The 21,311-nt window shown below is 64.3% G+C and carries 18 protein-coding genes, 2 tRNA genes and 1 pseudogene; 8 read left to right on the forward strand and 13 right to left on the reverse strand.

The window, feature by feature from the left end:
* Positions 1-6: 6 nt before the first annotated feature.
* The 4 genes and pseudogenes from QM789_RS12560 to rsmI form a co-directional block, all read right to left on the reverse strand.
* Entirely contained in the window at positions 7-786 is a 780-nt protein-coding gene (locus QM789_RS12560) for an acetoin reductase (protein WP_420352232.1), read from the reverse strand.
* A 1,158-nt stretch (positions 787-1,944) separates the two neighbouring features.
* Positions 1,945-2,898: a glutathione synthase gene (gene gshB, locus QM789_RS12565; RefSeq protein WP_420352233.1), complete on the reverse strand. Its 954-nt coding sequence runs from the start codon at positions 2,896-2,898 to the stop codon at positions 1,945-1,947.
* Between the two features lie 57 nt (positions 2,899-2,955).
* Positions 2,956-3,316: pseudogene (locus QM789_RS12570) on the reverse strand (YraN family protein).
* Positions 3,313-4,206, reverse strand: a complete 894-nt coding sequence (gene rsmI / locus QM789_RS12575) for a 16S rRNA (cytidine(1402)-2'-O)-methyltransferase (RefSeq protein ID WP_420352234.1) — start codon at positions 4,204-4,206, stop codon at positions 3,313-3,315. The pseudogene QM789_RS12570 and the gene rsmI overlap by 4 nt, the downstream one beginning before the upstream one ends.
* Before the next feature lie 98 nt (positions 4,207-4,304).
* On the opposite strand from rsmI, the gene QM789_RS12580 reads away from it, so the two are divergent.
* The 6 genes from QM789_RS12580 (at position 4,305) to QM789_RS12605 (ending at position 12,710) form a co-directional block, all read left to right on the forward strand.
* Positions 4,305-5,477 carry a penicillin-binding protein activator gene (locus QM789_RS12580; protein WP_420352235.1) on the forward strand — a complete coding sequence of 391 codons (1,173 nt, stop codon included), beginning with the start codon at positions 4,305-4,307 and terminating at the stop codon, positions 5,475-5,477.
* Between the two features lie 62 nt (positions 5,478-5,539).
* Positions 5,540-8,263, forward strand: coding sequence for a [protein-PII] uridylyltransferase (locus tag QM789_RS12585; RefSeq protein WP_420353307.1), 2,724 nt, complete (start codon positions 5,540-5,542; stop codon positions 8,261-8,263).
* On the forward strand, positions 8,260-9,807 hold the full coding sequence (gene murJ, locus QM789_RS12590; RefSeq protein ID WP_420352236.1) for a murein biosynthesis integral membrane protein MurJ: 1,548 nt from the start codon (positions 8,260-8,262) through the stop codon (positions 9,805-9,807). Before QM789_RS12585 ends, murJ begins: the two co-directional genes overlap by 4 nt.
* Before the next feature lie 161 nt (positions 9,808-9,968).
* Entirely contained in the window at positions 9,969-11,207 is a 1,239-nt protein-coding gene (locus tag QM789_RS12595) for an aromatic ring-hydroxylating oxygenase subunit alpha (RefSeq protein WP_420352237.1), read from the forward strand.
* A complete protein-coding gene (locus QM789_RS12600; RefSeq protein WP_420352238.1) occupies positions 11,207-12,283 on the forward strand; it encodes a 2Fe-2S iron-sulfur cluster-binding protein in 1,077 nt (358 codons plus the stop codon). The genes QM789_RS12595 and QM789_RS12600 overlap by 1 nt, the downstream gene beginning before the upstream one ends.
* Positions 12,284-12,620: 337 nt before the next feature.
* Positions 12,621-12,710, forward strand: a tRNA-Ser gene (locus tag QM789_RS12605).
* Positions 12,711-12,853: 143 nt separating this feature from the next.
* Here QM789_RS12605 and QM789_RS12610 read toward each other — a convergent pair.
* From QM789_RS12610 to QM789_RS12635, 6 genes are all read right to left on the reverse strand, one after another.
* Entirely contained in the window at positions 12,854-13,441 is a 588-nt protein-coding gene (locus QM789_RS12610) for an NYN domain-containing protein (RefSeq protein ID WP_420352239.1), read from the reverse strand.
* A gap of 748 nt (positions 13,442-14,189) precedes the next feature.
* Positions 14,190-14,426, reverse strand: coding sequence for a hypothetical protein (locus QM789_RS12615; RefSeq protein ID WP_420352240.1), 237 nt, complete (start codon positions 14,424-14,426; stop codon positions 14,190-14,192).
* Between the two features lie 2 nt (positions 14,427-14,428).
* Positions 14,429-14,875 (reverse strand): hypothetical protein, encoded by a 447-nt coding sequence (locus QM789_RS12620; RefSeq protein WP_420352241.1) that lies wholly within the window; start codon positions 14,873-14,875, stop codon positions 14,429-14,431.
* Positions 14,876-14,901: 26 nt separating this feature from the next.
* Positions 14,902-15,231, reverse strand: coding sequence for an SIP domain-containing protein (locus QM789_RS12625; protein ID WP_420353308.1), 330 nt, complete (start codon positions 15,229-15,231; stop codon positions 14,902-14,904).
* A 271-nt stretch (positions 15,232-15,502) separates the two neighbouring features.
* Positions 15,503-16,171 carry a hypothetical protein gene (locus QM789_RS12630; RefSeq protein WP_420352242.1) on the reverse strand — a complete coding sequence of 223 codons (669 nt, stop codon included), beginning with the start codon at positions 16,169-16,171 and terminating at the stop codon, positions 15,503-15,505.
* A 455-nt stretch (positions 16,172-16,626) separates the two neighbouring features.
* Positions 16,627-16,713: transfer RNA gene (locus QM789_RS12635), tRNA-Leu, on the reverse strand.
* A 311-nt stretch (positions 16,714-17,024) separates the two neighbouring features.
* Between QM789_RS12635 and QM789_RS12640 the strand changes: the two genes are divergently transcribed.
* Positions 17,025-17,408 carry a hypothetical protein gene (locus tag QM789_RS12640; RefSeq protein ID WP_420352243.1) on the forward strand — a complete coding sequence of 128 codons (384 nt, stop codon included), beginning with the start codon at positions 17,025-17,027 and terminating at the stop codon, positions 17,406-17,408.
* Entirely contained in the window at positions 17,405-17,998 is a 594-nt protein-coding gene (locus QM789_RS12645) for a sulfotransferase (protein WP_420352244.1), read from the forward strand. Before QM789_RS12640 ends, QM789_RS12645 begins: the two co-directional genes overlap by 4 nt.
* Here the strand turns inward: QM789_RS12645 and glmM are convergent.
* Genes glmM through QM789_RS12660 form a run of 3 tightly spaced genes read right to left on the reverse strand, consistent with a single transcriptional unit; the run spans position 17,995 to position 21,292 of the window.
* A complete protein-coding gene (glmM, locus tag QM789_RS12650; protein WP_420352245.1) occupies positions 17,995-19,338 on the reverse strand; it encodes a phosphoglucosamine mutase in 1,344 nt (447 codons plus the stop codon). The two genes, QM789_RS12645 and glmM, sit on opposite strands and share 4 nt — an antisense overlap.
* Complete coding sequence (gene folP / locus QM789_RS12655; protein WP_420352246.1) at positions 19,335-20,348, reverse strand: dihydropteroate synthase; 1,014 nt, start codon at positions 20,346-20,348, stop codon at positions 19,335-19,337. The genes glmM and folP overlap by 4 nt, the downstream gene beginning before the upstream one ends.
* 38 nt (positions 20,349-20,386) lie before the next feature.
* The gene (locus tag QM789_RS12660; protein ID WP_420352247.1) at positions 20,387-21,292 is read right to left on the reverse strand and encodes a dihydroneopterin aldolase; all 906 of its coding nucleotides are present in this window, start codon (positions 21,290-21,292) and stop codon (positions 20,387-20,389) included.
* Positions 21,293-21,311 lie beyond the last annotated feature (19 nt).

Raw genomic sequence — 21,311 nt, forward strand, 5'->3', positions numbered from 1 at the left:
CAGGGATCAGCGATAGACCATGCCGCCATCGGTCAGGATCGCCTGACCGGTGATGTAGTCCGAATCGTCGCTCGACAGGAACGTGACCAGCGCCGCCACATCCTCCGGCGTCTGCGCGCGGCCAAGGGCGATGCCCTCGACGAACTTCTCATAGGTCGCCCCCTTCGGCGCGCCGGTGAGCTCGGCAAACCGCTCGTCGATCTCCACCCACATGTCGGTGCCGACAACACCCGGGCAATAGGCGTTCACGGTGATGCCCGCGCTGGCATATTCCTTCGCCGCCGCCTGCGTCAGGGCGCGCACCGCGAATTTCGTTGCCGAATAGACGCCCAGCATCGCGAAGCCTTCATGGCCCGCGATCGAGGAGGCGTTGATGATCTTGCCCTTCTGGCCGCGCGCCTTGAACTTCGCGGCGCCCGCCTGAATGCCCCAGGTCACGCCGCCGATGTTGATGTGCAGGATCCGTTGCAGATCCTCGGGCGTGACATCGGCGAGCGGCTTCACCTGCGCGATGCCCGCGTTGTTGATGATGACGTCGAAGCCGCCAAGTTCCTTTTCCGCATGGTCGATCGCGGCATAGACCTGTTCGCGCACGCTCACATCGGCGACGAAGGTGGTAGCCTTGCGGCCAAGCGCCTCGACCTCGGCCTTCACGGCCTCGATCTTGTCGGCCTTGAGGTCAACCAGCGCAACATCCGCGCCATCCCGCGCGAGCCGGAGCGCGATGCCACGGCCAATCCCCTGCCCTGCACCGGTCACCAGAATGACCTTTCCGTTCAACGACATGACTCTTCTCCTTTTGTCAGAGCAAATTGAATGAAATTGAGGGCAGCCGCCCTTCGGAGCCACAAGCCAAAGCCGACTTCCTGCGGCATTGCCCTACAGCCCCCCGGGGGAGGCCTGTCGCGCCCTTCGCCGCCGGAACGAACGCCAATGGCCGCGAATTCCATGCCCGGCCCGCCTCCGCGCTGCGATACCGCGGAAGAAATTGCGCCTTGTCCACCCGAAGCACCCGGTTATCGCCCTCATGGCCAGATTGACTACAGAAGGTAACGAAGCAGTTTCATCCCGCGCGCGCGTTGACCTGCATCAACACCGGGCTGCCCTTCGACAGGTTCCGGGGGCGACTGCCTGTCGCTCACGCGGCCGGCACGTCTTTGCCCGGCTCAATGCCGGATGCGACATGCCCCGAAGCGATCCTTTTCGCACCCCGCCTGCCGGGAGGTCCGGATGATGAGAGCGGGGTGGAGACACGACACGCCCCGGATCCATGGGCCTCTTTGCGCTATGTTCGGGATGCCACCTTCCGCAGGACAGAAACGAAGGCTTTCGCGGCAATTCCCCGGCTTCCCCCTGACAGCAGTCGCGGGCCACGCCCATCGGCATGTCCCTCGCCGACGCACCTATCGGAAGCAATGGTCGGGGACGTTGCAAACCCAACTCCCCATCGGCAGACCTGAAAATCCACGGAGCGCGCCATGACCACCACAGGCGCTTCGCACGGTGGCATCCGCTCCGCCCGCATGTCGCCCTCCGACGACGAACACCATCGGCCCGCCGCTGGACGACATCCGGATCCAGAATATCACGCCTGCCAAAACGTCTTTCCGCAAGCAGTTCCCCGCCTGCCAGAAAGCCTGCGTCGCAAAACCCGAAGCGGACAACGGTGGCCGGTGCGGCGGAAAGGGCAACCTTCACAACAGAACATCACCCGAACAGTGGGTTTCCGCACTCTCTCGCGCAAGCGGGAACTGCACGCATTCCGTGCCGGAGGAGAGTCGCCGATTGGGAGGGCGGCAACGAAACCATCTCGCCGCAGGCTGCAAATTACCCCAAGCAGCGCACCCCGGCGTTCTGTCGCGCCCCAAACTGCGACCCGGCGGGTTTCAAGCTGCCCTGTCGGCCTCAAAAATGCCCACCGCGAAACACTTTCCCAATACTGCGCTACTGCCCCGCAGGCATGCGCTTGGCCTCGATCGCCTGCCAGATGAGCGCGGCGACATTCGTGCCGTCGAACCGCTCCAGTTCCTGGATCCCGGTCGGTGAGGTGACATTGATCTCCGTCAACCAATCCCCGATAACGTCGATCCCGACGAAAATCAGACCCTTCTGCTTGAGAACCGGGCCGATCCGCTCACAGATTTCCCGCTCCCGCGCGGTCAGGACGGTCTTTTCAGGACGCCCCCCCACATGCATGTTGGAGCGCGTTTCTCCCGCCGCAGGCACACGGTTAATGGCACCGACGGCCTCCCCATCGACCAGGATGATTCGCTTGTCCCCCTTCACCACATCCGGAACGTATTTCTGCACGATCAGCGGCTCGCGGCTGATATGGGTGAACAACTCATGCAACGAGGCAAGATTACGGTCGTTGGGATCAAGCCGGAAGACACCCGCCCCGCCATTGCCATAGAGCGGCTTCAGGATCACATCCCCATGCCGGGCCTTGAACGCGCGAATCGTCGGCAAATCCCGCGCAATCAATGTCGGCGGCGTGAGATCAGGGAAACTCAGGACCAGCAGCTTCTCTGGAGAATTGCGGACCCAAAACGGATCGTTGACGACAAGCGTCTTTGGATGGATCCGTTCAAGCAGATGAGTCGTGGTGATGTACCCCATATCGAACGGCGGATCCTGCCGCAGCCAGACGACATCAAAATCCGACAGATCGACTTCGGCCTCGTCTCCCAGCGCGAAATGACGCCCCTCCACACGCTGGACCGTCAGTGGCCACCCCGTGGCGCAAACCTTCCCCTCGCGATACAGAAGCCGGTCCGGCGTATAGTAGAACAATTCATGGCCGCGCAACTGCGCTTCTTCCGCAAGGCGGAAGGTGCTGTCCGCGTCGATGTTGATCCCGGCGATCGGATCCATCTGGATCGCAACTTTCAAGGCCATAACCGCCCCCTTTCGTTGCGACCTTGATGCCGCGTTGAACGGGGCGATGCAATCTCCTCAGATCAGGCAGTAAGCGTTTTCGAGGATTTCTATACGGCCCAACTCGTCGATCAGGGCGACATCAAAACGCATGTTCAGGTTCGCCGCCTCCGGGTGGGTTGCGACGAATTCATCGGCGGAGGCCCAGATCCTGCGGATCTGCCGCTGTGACAGATGACTGGCCGCCACGGCATGTCGACGGGATTTCTTCACCTCGACGAAGATCACGGTATCCCCCTCCCGGGCGATCAGGTCGATTTCCCCACCGTAGCGCCCGCGCCAGCGATGCGCGTCGATTCGCGATCCGCCACGCTGGTAATGCGCCGCCACCTGATGCTCGGCCGAGAAGCCCGGCATGATAAGACATCGCTCCGCTCATTCGTCTCTCTCCATCGCCAGCGCGGCTTGATAAACATCCCGCCGCGGCAATCCCATCGCCTCGGCCACCTCGGCCGCTGCGTCCTTCACGCTCATCCTGCCCAGCCGCTCCTTGAGCGCCCGAGCGACATCCTCGGCCCCGTAACCGCTGTCGTGGCGGCGGTCGACGAGGACAACGATCTCTCCTCTGACGCGTTCCTCGGCAAAACTGTCGGCAAGGTCTCGCAGCGATCCCCGCCGAACCTCTTCAAAGCGTTTTGTCAGTTCCCGGCACACCGCCGCCTGTCTCTCATCTCCGTAGACTGTGGCCAGATCCATTAACATTTCCCCAACACGCTTAGGCGATTCATAAAATACCAGCGTTGCGGGGATGGCCGCGAAGTCACGCAGCCATTTCCGGCGCGCCGAGGCGGTGTTCGGCGGGAACCCCGCGAACAGGAAGCGATCGGTCGGCAGCCCCGAAACGGTCAGGGCCGCCAGCACCGCCGAGGGTCCGGGGGCAGCCAGCACGCGATGCCCCGCCTCCATCGCCGCGCGCCCAAGCTGATAGCCGGGGTCGGCGACCAGGGGCGTCCCCGCCTCCGAGGCATAGGCCACGGACCGCCCCTCCTCCAGCGCGCGCAGAACCCGCGGACGCGCCTGCGCCCCGTTGTGGTCGTGATAGGCAACAAGCGGCCTGCCGTTCAGCGGAATGCCGTGGATCTCCATCAGGTGGCGCAGGGTCCGGGTATCCTCGGCCGCCAGCACATCCGCCGTCCGCAGGATATCAAGCCCCCGCAACGTGATGTCGCGCGCGGCGCCAATCGGAGTCGCGACGAAATAAAGTCCGGGCGCAAGCGGCTGCGTCGACGGGTTTGCGCCCTGTGGCGGGTTTGTGCCGTCGCTGTCCATCTTCGAATCTTCCTGCATGGGGTGAAAAGTTTACTTCGTCGTGCGAAACGCATAGTGTTCGGCTATTCCAGCCCCCCGACGTCCCGGAGGTGTCTTCCATGTTCGCCAAATTGCGCAACGCCCGCAACCCATTGCCGAGAATCGCCGTGGCGCTCTCCGCTCTCTGGCTCGCCGCCTGCGAGCCGATGCAGAGGGGATCCGGCCCCAGGATCGACAGCGGGACGGCCGTTCCGGTCGCGTTGCTGCTGCCCTCCGGCTCGGGCAATACCGGGGACGAAACGCTTGCCCGGTCGCTGCGCCAGGCGGCGGAGATGGCGGTGAGCGACCTCAACGGAGTCAAGATCGACCTGCGGGTCTACAGCACCGGCGGCAGCGCCGGGCAGGCAGCAGCGGTCGCGTCCAAGGCGGTCGACGAAGGCGCGAAAATCATCCTAGGGCCGGTCTTCGCGGAGGCAGCCAATGCCGCGGGCGTGGCCGTGGCGAACCGCGGCATCAGCGTCCTGTCCTTCTCCAACAACGCCGACATCGCGGGCGGCAACGTCTTCGTGCTGGGCTCGACCTTCTCGAATACGGCGAACCGGCTGGCCCATTACGCCGCCGCGCAGGGCAAGAGCCGCATCATGGTCGTGAGCGAGGAAACCACCGCCGGACAGATCGGCGCCCGCGCGATCGAAACCGCCGTGACGCGGGCCGGCGGCACCGTCGCGGGCCGCGCCACCTATCCCTTCTCGCAGCAGGGCGTGGCGGCGGCCGGGCCGCAGATCGCCGCACAGGCGAATTCCGGCGGGGTCGATGCCCTGTTCATGACCGCCGACAGCGCTGGCGCCCTGCCGATGCTGGCACAGGTTCTGACGGAAAACGGCGTCAGCCCGGAGCAGACAAAATACATCGGCCTGACCCGCTGGGACGTGCCACCGGCGACGCTGGCCCTGCCCGGGTTGCAGGGCGGCTGGTTCGCGATGCCGGATCCGGGCACCAGTGCCCGCTTCAAGGCCCGCTATCAGGCCGCCTATGGCAGCATGCCGCATCCGATCGCGGGGCTGGCCTATGACGGGATCGCGGCGATCGGCGCATTGATCAAGACCGGGCGCCCCGATGCGCTGAGCCACGCCGGGCTGACGCAATCTTCGGGCTTCGTGGGCGTCAACGGCATCTTCCGGCTGCTGCCCGATGGCACCAATGAACGCGCGCTCGCCATTGCCGAAGTCCGCAACGGCCAGGCGATGGTGATCGACCCCGCCCCCCGGTCCTTCGGGCGTGCCGGGTTCTGATCTTCAACCTCCATGGCGACACAGTGACCCAGACCACGACACCCGCCCCGGCCTCGGCCGGGGTGCCTTTGCTGTTGACGCCCGACCGGGTTTTGACCGCCATCGACGCCGCCCTGCCGAAGGAGGGCGACGAGCGGGCGATCCGCGCCGCCGTGGTGCAGTTCCTCAACGCCGCGCGCGACGAGGCGACCCCCTGGATCATCGCCGATCTGGCGGGGCATCCGCGCAACGGGCGCGACACGATCGTGCACTATGCACGGATGACGGACAGCATCCTGCGCGCGGCACATCACATCGCCACCACCCGCCTGCACCCGGCGCCGAACGCGACCGGGGGCGAACAGCTTGCCGTGCTGGCGGTCGGCGGCTACGGTCGGACGGAAATGGCGCCCAGTTCGGATGTCGACCTGCTGTTCCTGACGCCCTGGAAAATCACCCCCTGGGCCGAGAGCGTGATCGAATCCATGCTCTATATCCTGTGGGATCTGAAGCTGAAGGTGGGCCATTCCGCCCGCACCGTGGACGATTGTCTGCGGCTCGCGCGCGAGGACATCACCATCCGCACCGCCATGCTGGAGCAGCGCTTCATCACCGGCGAGGAGAAACTGGCCGAACGGCTCAACGACACGCTGCGCAACCAGCTGTTCCGCTCGACCGGGCCCGAATTCATCGAGGCGAAGCTCGCCGAACGCACGGAACGGCACCGGCGCCAGGGTGGCCAGCGCTATGTGCTGGAACCGAACGTGAAGGAGGGCAAGGGCGGTCTGCGTGACCTGCAAACCCTCTACTGGATCGCGAAATACATCCACGGCGTGAACCGGGCGGCGGAACTCGTGCCGCTCGGGGTCTTCACTCCGGAAGAATATCGCAATTTCCGCGCGGCGGAGGATTACCTGTGGGCGGTGCGCTGCCACATGCACCTGATCGCGAAGCGGGCCTCGGACCAGCTGACCTTCGACATGCAGGTCGATGTCGCGGCGCGGATGGGCTACACTGATACTGCCGGGCGCCGCGCGGTCGAGGTCTTCATGCAGGACTATTTCCGCCACGCCACCGTAGTGGGCGAGGTCACGCGGATCTTCCTCACCGCGCTGGAAAACCGGCATGTCAAGCGCGCCCCCACGCTCAAGCGCCTGCTGCGCCGACGCAAGCCGCTGAAGGCGCCGTTCATCGACGACAACGGCCGCATCAACGTCACCGACCGCAAGGCATTCCTGGCCGATCCGCTGAATTTCCTGCGGATTTTCGAGGAGGCGCTGCGCACCGGGCTGCTGCTGCATCCGGATGCGATGCGGGTGATCGCGGCCAATCTGGACGTGATCGACGACGAGATGCGCAACAGCAAGGAGGCCGCGCGGATCTTCCTCGATATGCTGCTGCGCCATGGCAACCCGGAACGGCTGCTGCGGCAGATGAACGAACTGGGCGTGCTGTCGGCCTATATGCCGGAATTCGAGCCGATCGTGGCGATGATGCAGTTCAACATGTATCACAGCTATACGGTGGACGAGCATACGATCCAGGTGGTCTCGACGCTGGCGCAGATCGAGCGTCACGAACTGGTCGAGGAACTGCCGCTGTCGTCTTCAATCCTCGAAGGCGGGGTGAACCGGCGGGTGCTTTATGTCGCGCTCTTGCTGCATGACATCGGCAAGGGCCGGCCCGAGGACCATTCGATCCTGGGCGCGCAGATCGCGCGCAAGGTGGCGCCGCGGCTCGGCCTGAATGCCGAGGAATGCGAGACGGTCGAATGGCTGATCCGCAACCATCTGCTGATGTCCGACGTGGCGCAGAAGCGCGACCTGAGCGACCCGCGCACGATCCGCGAATTCGCCCGGCAGGTGAAGACGCGCAAGCGGCTCGACCTGCTGACGGTGCTGACGGTCTGCGACATCCGCGGCGTCGGCCCCGGGGTTTGGAACAACTGGAAGGCCAGCCTGCTGCGCCGGTTGCATACCGAAACGGCGCGGGCGCTCGACCACGGGCTGGAGGATCTGAACCGCGAACAACGGTCGGACGAGGCGAAACGCGCGCTGCGCGAGGCGCTGGTCGGCTGGGAGGCCAAGGACATCCGCGCCGAAGCCGCCCGCCATTATCCGCCCTACTGGCAGGGGCTTTCGACCGAAACCCATATCATCTTCGCCGAACTCCTGCGCGGCATCGGCGATGACGAAATCCGCATCGACCTGCATCCCGACCCGGATCACGACGCGACGCGGGCGGCCTTTGCGCTCGCCGATCATCCGGGGATCTTCTCGCGGCTCGCCGGGGCGCTGGCGCTGGTGGGGGCGAATGTCGTCGATGCGCGGACCTATACGTCGAAGGACGGCTATGCCACCGCGGTATTCTGGGTGCAGGACGCCGAGGGCCATCCCTACGAGGCCAGCCGCCTGCCCCGCCTGCGCACGATGATCGAGCGCACGCTGAAGGGCGAGGTCGTCGCCCGCGATGCGCTGAAGGACCGCGACAAGGTGAAGAAGCGCGAAAGCAAGTTCCGCTTCCCGACCCATATCAGCTTCGACAACGACGGCTCGGACGTCTACACCATCATCGAGGTGGACAGCCGCGACCGGCCCGGCCTGCTTTACGACCTGACGCGGGCGCTGGCGGCGCAGAATGTCTATATCGCCTCGGCGGTGATCGCGACCTATGGTGCGCAGGTGGTCGACAGCTTCTATGTCAAGGACATGTTCGGGCTGAAGCTCGGCAAGGCCAAGCAGGAAAGCCTCGACCGCAAGCTGCGCGAGGCGATCGCACGCGGGGCGGAACGGGCGGCGCAGGCATGAAACCGATCAAGCTCGTGCGCGGCTTCCTCACCGTGGGGGCCTGGACCTTCGGCTCGCGGCTACTTGGCTTCGTGCGCGACATGATGATGGCGGCCTATCTGGGCTCCGGCCCGGTGGCGGAGGCGTTCCTGATCGCCTTTTCACTGCCCAACATGTTCCGCCGTTTCTTTGCCGAGGGCGCGTTCAACATGGCCTTCGTGCCGATGTTCTCGAAGCGCGTGGAGGCGGGCGAAGACCCGAAACGCTTCGCGCAGGACGCGTTTTCCGGGCTGAGCTGGGTGCTGCTGCTGTTCACGCTGATCGGCACCCTGGCGATGCCCTGGCTGGTCTGGGCGATGGCTTCGGGCTTCGGCGGGGACGAGCGGTTCACGCTGGCGGTGCTTTATGGCCGGGTCGGGTTCAGCTATATCCTGTTCATCTCGCTGGTGGCACTTCTGTCGGGGATCCTGAACACCTTCGGCCGCTTCACCGAGGCGTCGCTGGTGCCGGTGCTGATGAACCTGATCTTCATCGTGGCGATGTGGCTGGCGGCGCGGTTCGGCTGGGACATGGGGATGACGCTGGCATGGACGGTTCCGGTCACCGGCGTCGCGCAATTCGTCTTCACCTGGTTTGCCGCGCGCAAGCTGGGGTTCGCGCTCTGGCCCGGACGGCCGCGTTTCACGCCAGAGTTGAAGCGCCTTCTGGTCATCGCCGGGCCGGCGGTCATGGCGGGCGGGATCGTGCAGTTGAACCTGATCGTCGGGCGGCAGGTGGCCTCGTTCACCGAGGGCGCCGTGGCCTGGCTCAGCTATGCCGACCGGCTGTATCAATTGCCCCTTGGCGTGGTGGGGATTGCGATCGGCACGGTGCTGCTGCCGGTGCTGTCGCGCCACCTGCGGGCGGGGGACGATGTGGCCTCGCGCGACAGCTTCTCGCGCGGGGCGGAATTCGCGCTGCTGCTGACGGTGCCCGCGGCGGTGGCGCTGGTGGTGATCGCGGAGCCGCTGATTTCCGTGCTTTACGACCGCGGCGCCTGGCGGCCCGAGGATACCATTGCCACGGCGGCGGCGCTGGCGGCCTATGGTATCGGTCTGCCCGCCTTCGTGCTGCAAAAGGTGCTGCAACCGCTGTTCTACGCGCGCGAGGACACCCGGCGGCCGTTCTATTATGCGCTGGTCTCGATGGTGACCAATGCCGCCTTCGCGGTGGGGATGATGCCGGTGATGGGCTTCCTCGCGGCGGCGCTGGCGACCACGGTTTCGGGTTGGGTGATGGTCGGACAGCTATGGTGGGGCGCGCGGCACATGGGCGATGCGGCCCGGCCCGATGCGCGGTTCTGGCGCAGGCTGTGGCGGATCATCGCCGCCTCGGCGGTGATGGGCGTGGCGCTGTGGTTCGCCGCCGGGGCGCTGGCGCCGATGCTGGCGGAACGTGGCGCGCGCTGGATCGCGCTGGCGATTCTATGCGGCGGCGGCATCGCGCTCTACTTCGGGCTGGGCGCGGTGATCGGCGCCTATGGCCTGAGCGAGCTGAAGGGCATGCTGCGGCGCCGCCGCACCTGACACGGGCGTCTCTTTCGCGTCATTCTGTGTCGCAAACGTCGGACAGCATCCCCCCGGATTTTCGTTAATCTCAGTCGAGATCCGGGGGCCGTCCCCGGGCCGCGACGGAAGCCCCGCCGCATGTATCCAGAACCGCCCCGGACCGGGGCAAGAGGTGCCAGATGCTGAGCCAAGGCGAAATTCAAGCGATGCTGGCGGCGCGCCGCCCGAACTTCTCCCTCGAACGCGACCTGTATTGCGATGAGGGGGTCTATCAGGCCGACCTCGAACATATCTACTACAAGGAATGGCTGTTCGCGATTCCGGCGGCGGAACTGGTGAAGACCGGCTCCTATGCGACGATGCAGGTCGGCGCCTATCCGGTGCTGATGGTGAAGGGCGCGGATGGGGTGATCCGGGCGTTCCACAACGTCTGCCGCCACCGGGGCCAGCGGATCTGTTCCAAGGAAAACGGTACCGCGCCGAAGCTCGTCTGCCCCTATCACCAATGGACCTACGAACTGGATGGGCGGCTGCTTTACGCGCGCGACATGCAGGAAGGGTTCGATGCCTCGAAATACGGGCTGAAGCCGGTGGCCTGCCGCGAAGTGGGCGGGATGGTGTTCGTCTGCCTGAACCCGGAGCCGCCCGCCTTCGATCTGCTCGAAGAGAAGCTCTCCGCCTATCTCGCCCCCGCCGGGCTGAAGGAAGCGAAGGTCGCGTTTTCCTCGACCATCATCGAAAAGGGCAACTGGAAGCTGGTGATGGAGAACAACCGCGAGTGCTATCACTGCGGTGGCTCGCACCCCTCGCTGTGCCGGACCTACTCCGACAGCCCGACGATGACCGCGATGGAAGGCCCCTGGGCCGCCGCGCCGGAGATTCTGGCCCACTGGAACCGCTGCGAAGGCGTCGGCCTGCCCTCGCGCTTCACCAACCATCCGAAGATGCAATGGCGGCTGGCGCGGATCCCGCTGCTGAACAATGCCGAAAGCTATACCATGAGCACGAAGCGCGCGGTGACGAAGCTGATGGGGCAGATGCCGTTCTTCGATGCCGGGTCGCTGCTGTTCTACCATTACCCGAACACCTGGAACCACTTCCTCGCCGATCATGCGATCGTGTTCCGGGTGCTGCCGATCAGCCCGACGGAAACGCAGGTCACCACGAAATGGCTGGTGCCGAAGGATGCGGTCGAGGGCGTGGATTACGACCTGAAGACGCTGACCGAGGTCTGGATCAACACCAATGACGAGGACCGCCAGGTGGTCGAGGAAAACCAGAAGGGCATCCTGTCTCCGGCCTATGAACCCGGCCCCTACTCGACCTTGCAGGAGGAGGGCGTGATCCAGTTTGTCGATTGGTACGCGGAAATGATGCTCGACCGGCTGAGCCCGCGCCCGGCGATGGCGGCCGAATAATGGCGAAGTCGCGCCTGAACTGGACCGCCGCGCCCTGGGACGACTCGGAGCCGCTCGAATGCGCCATGGTGGTGCCGGAAACCCCCGACACCGCCACCTTCACCTTCCGCGCGCCTTCGGGCGCGTGGTTCGACTATCAGCCGGGGCAGTTCGTCACGCTCGACCTGCCGGTGCCGGGCGGGAACGTACAGCGCACCTATACGATCTCGTCCTCGCCCTCGCGGCCGCTGTCGATTTCGGTCACGGTGAAGGCGCAGCGGGACAGCATCGGCACGCGCTGGATGCTGGACCATCTGAAGCCGGGGATGCGGATCCGGGCCTATGGGCCGTCGGGGATCTTCTCCTCGCACCGGCATCCGGCGCGGAAATACCTGTTCATCTCGGCCGGGTCGGGGATCACGCCGATGGTGTCGATGACGACATGGATGTGGGATTCGGGCGAAATGCCCGACATCGTTTTCGTCCATGCCGCGCGCAGCCCGTCCGAGATCATCTTCCGCGAACGGCTGGAGCAGATGGCGAACCGGGTCCCGGGGCTGCAACTGCGCTTCACCGTGGAACAGAACGACCCGTTCCGGGCCTGGCACGGCTATCTGGGCCGGCTGAACCAGATCATGCTGGGCCTGATGGCGCCGGATTACCTGGAACGCGAAGTGTTCTGCTGCGGGCCGGAGCCCTTCATGCAATCCGTGCGCGACATGCTGATCGCGCTCGGCTTCGACATGGAGCATTACCATCAGGAGAGCTTTGGCGCCCCGGTCAAGACCGAGGCCGACGAGCCGGTGATCCAGGATGTGGTGCCGGAGGAGGGCGTGAAGGCCGAGGTGGTCTTTACCGACAGCGGCATCAGCGCGAGCTGCGCCGAGACGGACACGATCCTCGCGGTGGCAAAGCGTTCGGGGCTGAACATCCCCTCGGGCTGCACCTTCGGCCTGTGCGGCACCTGCAAGATCAAGAAGGTCTCGGGCGAAGTGCATATGGTCCACAACGGCGGCATCTCCGACGAGGACATCGAAGAGGGCTATATCCTCGCCTGCTGCTCCAACCCGATGGGGCGGGTCGAGGTCGAGGTGTAAGCGCCTGTCCGCCAACAAAGGGGGCCTTCCAAAGGCGGATTGGAACGGCTCCCTGAGCGGCCCTCCCGCCGTCGAACCCGGCGCATAGCCGATCTGGTCACGGTATGGGGAATCGACATGTCCTCGCTCATGGCCTGCCGCCGTTCAGGACGCCGCATGAGCATACCGGTCATGGCCACGCGCATTGGCGGCAGATCCTTCAGTTCCCCCTTTCGCACCCCCTTCCCGGCGGTCGCAGCCAGACGCTCCCGCCTACCGGATCTCAATATTATTTTTAGCGACATATCGCCGAAAATCGCCCTTGTTCTTGTGGCACTTGCAAAATATACCAGCAAACGGAGACGTGGCCGAGTGGTCGAAGGCACACCCCTGCTAAGGGTGCAGGCCCGGAAGGGTCTCGAGGGTTCGAATCCCTTCGTCTCCGCCACCTACCATTGTTTTTTCGGTAGTTTGGCGTTTTCGCACTTCTTTGCATGTCACGCTGCATGTTCGGAATTTTTCCAGAACGCCCGCCGCAGGTCGTGACCGATCGCGAAAACGTGATACTGACCTTCGGCGCAACTGCGACGGTTAGGGAGCAGGCCAAGCAACCCGCCGCTCGAAGTCGCTGTGCCACAGTAGTTCGGGTGCGACCCTATGAGTTGGCACGGTCGCAAGAACGATCTGTAGCCCGCTGATCCGCGCATGTTTCATTGCAGGGATGCAGTCCGTGTCTCCGGTAATCAGGATAATCCGGTCAACCGACTTCATTGCTGAAAAGTTCGCGATGTCGAGGCCGATCCTCATATCAACGCCCTTCTGCTCAAAGTCAGGCTTGAAGTCCGCATCGGATAGCGCGGCGGAAGCTATTGGAACCTTTTTAGGCTTGAAGCCCCGGAACTTCAGGACGCCGCGCCGAACCGCGAACAGATTCTTTGCCTCAAGTTGTCGCAACCAACCATCCGAACCCTTGAACTCCTGCTCGTTGCCGGAGACCGGCAGCTTGACCTTGCCCACATACGGCGCACAGTCATAGTAGAGTGCCCGAAGAAGCGTCTCGTCAGGCTCAACGCAAGCCAACGCAACTTTCTCAATGAAATCTGGATCGTAGGTAAGGTTAGCGTTTTTCGCCAGAACCCGAAGATGACCACCATCTATCAGGACCGCAACCTTTGACATATAAAGAACCCCCAAGCGTTGCCGCCCGGGGGTCCCACATAATGCCCGCCTACGGGCGTAGCGGATAACGTGACAGATAATGTAGCGAAAAAAGCTACACAGTCAACTATGATCGAACTATGGTATGAAAAAAACGCGGAAAGTTTGCCTGTAGTTCCGTGACCCCTCCGACAGGGAGAAGGTGTAATGATATGATAAATAAGGAAAATGCTCCGCTACGCCGGTGCACGTAGCGGGGCTAACCGTCCCGGAAGTTCCCGCAAACGGGACGGCTATTGGTTACGCCGGGACGCCAGCGCAAAGGGCGGCGAAGCTGGATCGGTCGGGGGCGGTGTGCCCTTAGGGGCGCGGCAAGCATCGCCACGGCGGCAAGGCCCCTATCGCCCTGTCAGAGCGTCCCTAACGCTCGGTGCGGATCTAACAAGGGCCCCCGTCGGGCAGGTCAGCCCAAGCCAGTGCATGAACAGGTGCGCCAGCCTGTCAACGGCCCCCGGTGCGGCCTGCCGGTCCCGGCTCATGCGCATGTGACCGAAGGGCCGAGGCAACTGGACGGTGAACACGAGCAGGCCCCGGCATCCGTGACCGAGTTCCAACAAATCATGCTGCGGTCCCGCAGGTGCGTCAGTGTCCACGGGCAGCAATACGGCGAACGGCTGCACGATGATCGTGTCACCAAGCGTCCACAGGCATTCGTCGGGGGATGCCCGACGAAGCCAGCGCATTACCGCGTCTATGTCGGCTGAGGCGGTCACACGAACTGAACCGCGTCGCTATCAATCATCGTCGGTGCGGCGGCATATTCGGCGGGCGGATTATAGACGGCAATCTCATCTTCAAACCATTCGCCGTAGAGCGAATTCGCGCCCTTGGCGCGAACAAGAACCGTGGCGTAGTTGCGCATCAATTCGGTCAGTTCTTGGATACGGCACTTTTCCGCTTTCGACGCCACGAAGTCTTTGATGAAGAAGAGGGGTTTCCCGGCCATGGTTAGTTCCCCACACGGCTAGCATTCACTTCAGCCACAACTTCGGCATTGTAGGTCGCCAGGTGGAAGTCGGACGAAACCTTGTCGTAGTTGCGGACAAGCCCTGCAATCTCGTTGCCTTCGTTCAGCGCGCCGTAGCCCTTCGGTGCCCACAGTTCAGCCGATTTGGCACGCATCCCGTCGCGCAGCTTTTCACTGATATTGAGGAGGAAGTGCGGCAACGACCAGATGATAGCCGCAACTTGCAGGTTCGACTTATATGCGTCGGAAGCCTTCTGAATGCCTTCGGGCGTTTTCACCTGATCGCGCACTCGTCCCCGGATTTCTCTGTAGAGATAGCCGACGCCATCACGCGACCCTACGGCCAGGCCTCCCAACCAATAGGTGACAGTAGCCGCCAGCGCGCACGGTGTCCGGAAACAGGTTCGTAGTGCCAGGAGCCGCGCCATTGCGATGCAGACACCGGATCTCAACACTACCCTTGACGGTGGGATGCTGTTCTTCGGCGACGTCGACCACCCTCAATCAGGGCAACACCGCGGCCAGTATGAGGGAGGGTTTTCAGGAAGCGCTCGATCGCTGGAAGCGCCGTCTCATCACCCGCGAGTAAGCACCATTCGCGGCCCAGGGGACGGACCCGCCCTCGTTGCGCAGCTCGCGCTTCATGGCCGCGACCCCGTATGAAATGGCGTGACGAAAGAGAAAACGATGGCAACACGCTGTCATCCGAAGCATAGGTCGGAATGGCATCTTTGCCACATATAGATCCGACACGGCCTTTAAACGTTCGCAATTTTCCGATCATATCCTTCAAGGCAACGGGGCGACCGAATGGAGGATTGAAAAAAGTGATCCTGCCAGCTTGCGCGGGTCGATAAGACTCCGCAGCCAGCTATAGTCGAGCGCATTGAGTGCGAACTGGAGACGCTCGCTTTAGCGATTGGGTGACCGACAAGAAAGGGCGCCTCTATTAGCCGATATTCGAGCGACTCGAAAAAGAACGGGACAGGTTTCTGGTCGAGAACGATACCATGGTGCGTGTGCAAGAACACCTTAGACGATCCTCGGATCGAACTTCAGCATGATCCTTTCAAGTCTTCATCATCCTCACGAGGCGATATGCGGATGAACAGAACCAGACCGTCGAGGAAAATGACGTTTTCATCGAGATTACATATCTCACTAGGCCGCGCGCCGGTTTCGATCAGCGCAAGCACGTAGCCGCGAGATTCCTCGTCCAGCGTTTCAAGAGCACCCACTTTCAAAATACGGTCGACAATCCCGTTCGGTTTGAAAGGCGGCCTCTTCCTCCGGCGCTTACCTTTTTCTGAAAACCGCAGATCGTCAAATGGCGTACTGCTCTTCTCTTCGCCCAGGCAGGAGAAATAGCGACGATAGAGATCGCGCAGATTTCCAAGGTCGCGATTTCCGGCAGAAGCGGAATGAGTGGCGCGGCCGCCTTCGGGCGGAGCAATCCTTTTCAGGCAGAATTTGTGGAATTTTACGCTATCCTCGCGGGTGATGTCTCCGATTGCCTTGTCGCTTATCTGCGCAACGAAGTTATTGATCGCCCGCTGCTTGACCCTTTTCCAAAGCCTGCGTTGCGTCTGGCTCTTGCAAGCAAGCTCATGAGCCGTAATCTCGTCGGTATAGACCTTGAAGGCTGCGGATATTATGATGGCCGGAAGACTGACGGAACCGAGAAGAGCGCCGTCGATAGATGGATTTTCCCTCACCTCCTCCAAAGCGTCGAGCCGCTGGAAGATTTCATCTATGCTGGGCGACGCAGCGATTTGACCGCTGGACTGCTAGGCGACACCCATGGCTTCGGCGCGTCGTACCGCCTCCCGGTAGCGTGCAAGAGCCCCCTGTGCCTCCAGGGCAACACGGCCCTATAGCTTTTGTCCGCATCCTCCAGCTTGTCCCGCATAGCGCACAAGGCTGCGTTCGCCTGTGTCCAGGGACTTGCGAACGAACGAACCGCGCTCATCAAGGCCGATCAGTTTGCGTGGAATCCGGCGGAGACAATAGAAGGTCTCACCACGCTGGATGAGGTAGTGATCGGGGTCCGGAACTGCTCGTCCTGTTGAGATTTCTGCCCATTGGGGCACCTGCGATGTATCGCAGACTGTATCACAACCGAGAATATGATTTTTATGCAATCTTTTCGATTGCTTGCCAGCTTGCTCCTGCAAGCTGATGGTGCGGTCGAGAAGACTCGAACTTCCACGGGAGTTACCCCACAGCGACCTCAACGCTGCGCGTCTACCAATTCCGCCACGACCGCATATCTTGGCTTGGTGCAGGCCGTTTAGCTGACCCGGTTCGGAATGAAAAGAAGAAATCTCTCGGCTCGCGTCGAAATTGTTCGACCCGGACGCTTGGTGATGCGCTGGCGGCTGTGGCTGGCCACGGTGGCGCGCATGGATCCCCAGACGGGCCCCAATGGAGGCGGCAAGGTCACGGCCATCGTGCCCCCGCCGGTTCGCCAATAGCGGCGGAAGACCGCGACGGCACGGCTCAAACGCCAAGGAACCGCAGGGTGCGTTATTGCAGGGGCGCGGGATTGTTCCTAGGGTGCGCCCGAAGGAGAGCCCCATGCCCGACATCGACCCCGAAGAGCTTGCGCTGATCCAGTCCGAGCGCGCCCGGATCTTCAGCCCCGGCTGGTTCGCGGATCTGCTCTCCGGGCGGCTCGGGTTCGGCGATACGTTCTGGCTGGGCATTTTCGGCATCCTGCTGTTCGTCGTGCCGGTGGGGGTGCTGGTTTCGGGGCTGATCTATGCCCGCGCGCAAGAGGGGGTGATGCCCTTCCTGCGCATCGTCTGCGGGGCGATGGGGCTGTGGCGGATCTGCATCCTGCGCGCGCTGCTGATCGCACGCAGGCGGACCGGAGCGCGCGGCGCCTGGCCCGTTATCGGCCTGATCTGGACGGTGATCGACGCGGCAAGCCTGCTGTGGTATTCCGTGGCCTCCGCATGACCCTCCCCTCCATCATCGTCGTCGGGTTTCCCAAGGCCGGGACCACCACCCTGCATCGCGCGCTGAGCAAAAGCGGTCTGGTCTGCGCGCATTGGCGGGTGGACGACGATCCGTTCGGACAACTGATCTATGACGGCTGGTTCACGAAGGGCGATCCGCTCGCGCTGTTCGAGGGCGTCGATGCCATCACCCAGATGGATTACTGCGCCCCCGCCGAAGGGGTCAACCTGTGGCCGAACCTCGACATCGCGCTGCTGCTGACAATCCGGCGGCTGCATCCGGAGTGCCGCTTCATCCTGAACGCCCGCGATCCGGGCGCCACGGCCCGGAGCATCGGCACCTGGCATGATATGGCCGCGCGCGTCACCACCGCCGACATCACCGGTCTGCCGCGCGGGCGCGGCGCCACCGAGGCCGAACGCGCCCGCTGGATCGAAGCGCATCACGCCGCGCTGCGCGAGATTTTTGCAGGCGATCCGCGGTTTCTGGACCTCGACATCGCCGCGCCGGATGCGCCCGACCGGCTGGGCGCCTTCCTTGGGCGGAAGATCCGCTGGTGGGGCGTGGCGAACGCCACCCCGCAACGTTAGGCGGCGGCCTCGACGGCGGCGACGATACCGTCCACCACCTCGCCCAGCATGTCCCTGTCGCCGCATTCCGCCATCACCCGGATCAGCGGCTCCGTCCCGGATTTCCGGATCAGCAGCCGCCCCTGCCCGGCCAGTCGTGCCTCGGCCTCGGCAATCGCCCGCTTCACGCTTTCGGCGGCCAGCGGCTCCGCCCCCGTCGCATAGCGCACGTTCTTCAGCATCTGCGGCACCGTCTCGAACTGCCGCGCGAGTTCCGACGCCTTCTTCCCAGTCTCCGCCATCGCGGCCAGGAATTGCAGCCCCGCCATCAGCCCGTCGCCGGTGGTGGCGTAATCCGTCATCACGATATGGCCCGACTGCTCCCCGCCCAGATTGTAGCCACCCTCGCGCATCCGCTCGACCACATAGCGGTCACCGACCTGGGTCCGCTCCAGCCGCAGCCCCTTGCCATCCAGGAACCGCTCCAGCCCGAGGTTCGACATCACCGTCGCCACCAGCGCCCCGCCGCGCAGCCGCCCCTCCTCGGCCCAGCGGGAGGCGAACAGCGCCATGATCTGATCGCCATCGGCCACGTCGCCCTTCTCGTCGATGATCATCACCCGGTCGGCATCGCCATCGAGCGAAATCCCGAAATCCGCGCTGTGCCAGACCACCGCCTCCGACGCGGTGCGGGTGAAGGTCGAGCCGCATTTTTCGTTGATGTTATGCCCGTTTGGCGCAACCCCCACCGGGATCACCTCACAGCCCAGCTCCCACAGCACCTCGGGCGCCGCCTTGTAGGCCGCGCCATTGGCACAGTCGATCACCACCTTCATGCCCTGAAGCCGCCCGCGCGCGGGGAAGGTGGTCTTCGCATATTCGACATAACGGCCCACGCCATCGTCGATCCGCTTCGCCCGGCCGATGTTGTGCGGCTGCGCCGGGCGGATCTCGCCCGCGACCATTTCCTCGATCTCGCGCTCCGCCTCATCCGACAGCTTGAACCCGTCGGGGCCGAAGAACTTGATCCCGTTGTCCTTCGCCGGGTTGTGGCTGGCCGAAATCATGATCCCCAGATCCGCCCGCATCGAGCGCGTCAGATAGCCGATCGCGGGCGTCGGCACCGGGCCGAGCAGCAGCACGTTCATCCCCGTCGAGGTCAGCCCCGCCGTCAGCGCATTTTCCAGCATATAGCCCGACAGCCGCGTATCCTTGCCGATCACCACGCGATGCCCATTCCCCGCGTCGCGCCGGAAATAGCGCCCCGCCGCCGCGCCGAGCTTCAGCGCCATGTCCACCGTCATCGGCCAGGTATTGGCCTCGCCACGGACCCCGTCCGTGCCGAAGAGTTTGCGCGTCATGCCTGTCCCTTTCGTATCGCTTCCCACAGCCGGAGGCCCTGCGCCACCTCGGCCACGTCATGCACCCGATGCACCTGCACGCCCTGCGCGACGCCCGCCAGCGTCACCGCCAGCGTTCCGGGCATCCGTTGCGCGGGCAGCATTGCCCGTCCGACCGATCCGATGAACCGCTTGCGAGACACCCCCAGCAGGATCGGACAGCCCAGCCCGTGGAACAGGCTCAGCCCGCGCAGCAACGTCAGGTTATGCGCCACCGTCTTGCCGAACCCGATCCCGGGATCGACCATGATCCGCGCGCGCGGAATACCCGAGCGCGCGGCCACCCGGATCCGCGCCTCCAGATAGTCGTAGACCTCCAGCAGCACGTTGCCATAGCGCGGGTCGGCCTGCATCGTTGCCGGATCCCCCTGCGCATGCATCAGGCAAAGCCCGGCCCGCACGCCCGCGACCACCCCCGCCATATCCGGGTCGAATTCCATCGCGGAGACGTCGTTCACCACCCCGGCCCCGGCCATGACCGCCGCCCGCGCCACCCCGGCCTTGCGTGTGTCGATCGAAATCGGAATCGCCGCCCCTTCGGCCCGCAGCGCGATGATGGCGGGCGCGGTGCGGGCAATCTCCTCGGCCACCGGAATTTCGACCGCGCCGGGCCGGGTCGACTCGCCGCCCAGATCCAGAATATCCGCGCCGTCCGCCATCATCGCCCGCGCCTGATCGAGCGCGGCTGGAAGCTCGACGTAGTTTCCCCCGTCCGAAAAACTGTCCGGCGTCAGGTTCAGGATCCCCATGATCCGCGGCGCCGCAAAATCGAGCCCCGCCAGATCCGCCCGCGGCGCCGTCAGCCGTTCGCGCACCTCCGCCGGCAGATCCCGCGCCGCGATCCGGCCTTGCGGCCCGTCATGGCTCAGAACCTCCACCGCATCGAACCAGCACCACCCCCCCGCCAGCGGCAGCGCGCCTTCGGGCCGGGCAGGATCGGATTGCGTGATCGGTCGGAAATAAAGTTTCATGCCAGTGCTATCGCGCGGCGGGAACGGCTTGGCAAGCCTCAGACCGGCAGTGCCAGGACCGGCACGCGGCTTCCCGCCGGGACCGCGACATCGCCGTGAAGTTCCAGCCGCGTGGCCGCCATCTGCTCGGCCAGCCACAGCGCGAGCGCAATGGAATCCCGCGCTGGACCCTTCGGCCCATCGACCGCATCCAGCACGATCTTCGACGGCGCCCAGACCACCATCTGCCCGTGTTTCATCGCCCAGTCGATCTCCGTCCGGGTCGCCACGACAACACAGCGCGGATCCCGCGCGGCCAGAACCCAGGCGTTCTGTTCGATCGCCAGCAGGTCGATGCGCCGCTGCGTCGGGCGCTGCCCAGTCTCGGGCACCGGCCCATCGGGCATGCCCACCGTCAGGATCACCGGCGCGCCCGAAGCCTGAAGCGCATCCAGCCGCTCCGACAGGCCGGGCGCGGCGATCGCCGCATTCGACAGCCACGCCACCACCGGACGCAGCGCCACCTGCCCATGCTGCACCGGCACCGAAGCCCGCGCCCGCACGATCTCCACCCCCAGGGCGCCGGGGCCACGGTCCAGCTTCTCGATCCGCACGAAGACCCGCATCGCCTGCGGCTCGGCCAGGATCCGCTCCGCCACCCGCTCGGCCAGCGTCTCCAGCAGGTTCAGCCGCTCCGCCGCCAGCTCCGCCGCGATCGCCTCGGTGATGCGGTCATAGGACAGGATCCGGTCCACATCGTCATCGAGCGGCGCGGGCGCGGGCCGCACCTCCACCACCACGTTGAAGCGCAGCCGCTGGCCATGCCCCCGCTCCTGCTGAAAGGCGCCGATATCCGCACTGACCACATGGTCGCGCAGGCTGATCCGGTCGCGCGGATCGGCCGGGGCCGAAGCGATCGCGCGTTCTTCGGGATGGGCGAAGGCAAGGCTGGTGTCGGTGGTCATCATGGTCCGTCCGGTTTCG

The organism is Paenirhodobacter sp. (assembly GCF_047600745.1).
Taxonomy (GTDB): Bacteria; Pseudomonadota; Alphaproteobacteria; order Rhodobacterales; family Rhodobacteraceae; genus Rhodobacter.

Excerpts from the sequence above, each read along its gene's own strand:
- QM789_RS12610 (WP_420352239.1), bottom strand. The coding sequence starts at position 13,441 with ATGTCAAAGGTTGCGGTCCTGATAGATGGTGGTCATCTTCGGGTTCTG.
- gshB (WP_420352233.1), bottom strand. The coding sequence starts at position 2,898 with ATGGCCTTGAAAGTTGCGATCCAGATGGATCCGATCGCCGGGATCAAC.
- QM789_RS12580 (WP_420352235.1), top strand. The coding sequence starts at position 4,305 with ATGTTCGCCAAATTGCGCAACGCCCGCAACCCATTGCCGAGAATCGCC.
- QM789_RS12645 (WP_420352244.1), top strand. The coding sequence starts at position 17,405 with ATGACCCTCCCCTCCATCATCGTCGTCGGGTTTCCCAAGGCCGGGACC.
- QM789_RS12660 (WP_420352247.1), bottom strand. The coding sequence starts at position 21,292 with ATGACCACCGACACCAGCCTTGCCTTCGCCCATCCCGAAGAACGCGCG.
- folP (WP_420352246.1), bottom strand. The coding sequence starts at position 20,348 with ATGAAACTTTATTTCCGACCGATCACGCAATCCGATCCTGCCCGGCCC.
- rsmI (WP_420352234.1), bottom strand. The coding sequence starts at position 4,206 with ATGGACAGCGACGGCACAAACCCGCCACAGGGCGCAAACCCGTCGACG.
- murJ (WP_420352236.1), top strand. The coding sequence starts at position 8,260 with ATGAAACCGATCAAGCTCGTGCGCGGCTTCCTCACCGTGGGGGCCTGG.
- glmM (WP_420352245.1), bottom strand. The coding sequence starts at position 19,338 with ATGACGCGCAAACTCTTCGGCACGGACGGGGTCCGTGGCGAGGCCAAT.
- QM789_RS12595 (WP_420352237.1), top strand. The coding sequence starts at position 9,969 with ATGCTGAGCCAAGGCGAAATTCAAGCGATGCTGGCGGCGCGCCGCCCG.
- QM789_RS12640 (WP_420352243.1), top strand. The coding sequence starts at position 17,025 with ATGCCCGACATCGACCCCGAAGAGCTTGCGCTGATCCAGTCCGAGCGC.
- QM789_RS12615 (WP_420352240.1), bottom strand. The coding sequence starts at position 14,426 with ATGGCCGGGAAACCCCTCTTCTTCATCAAAGACTTCGTGGCGTCGAAA.
- QM789_RS12600 (WP_420352238.1), top strand. The coding sequence starts at position 11,207 with ATGGCGAAGTCGCGCCTGAACTGGACCGCCGCGCCCTGGGACGACTCG.
- QM789_RS12625 (WP_420353308.1), bottom strand. The coding sequence starts at position 15,231 with ATGATCGGAAAATTGCGAACGTTTAAAGGCCGTGTCGGATCTATATGT.
- QM789_RS12620 (WP_420352241.1), bottom strand. The coding sequence starts at position 14,875 with ATGGCGCGGCTCCTGGCACTACGAACCTGTTTCCGGACACCGTGCGCG.
- QM789_RS12560 (WP_420352232.1), bottom strand. The coding sequence starts at position 786 with ATGTCGTTGAACGGAAAGGTCATTCTGGTGACCGGTGCAGGGCAGGGG.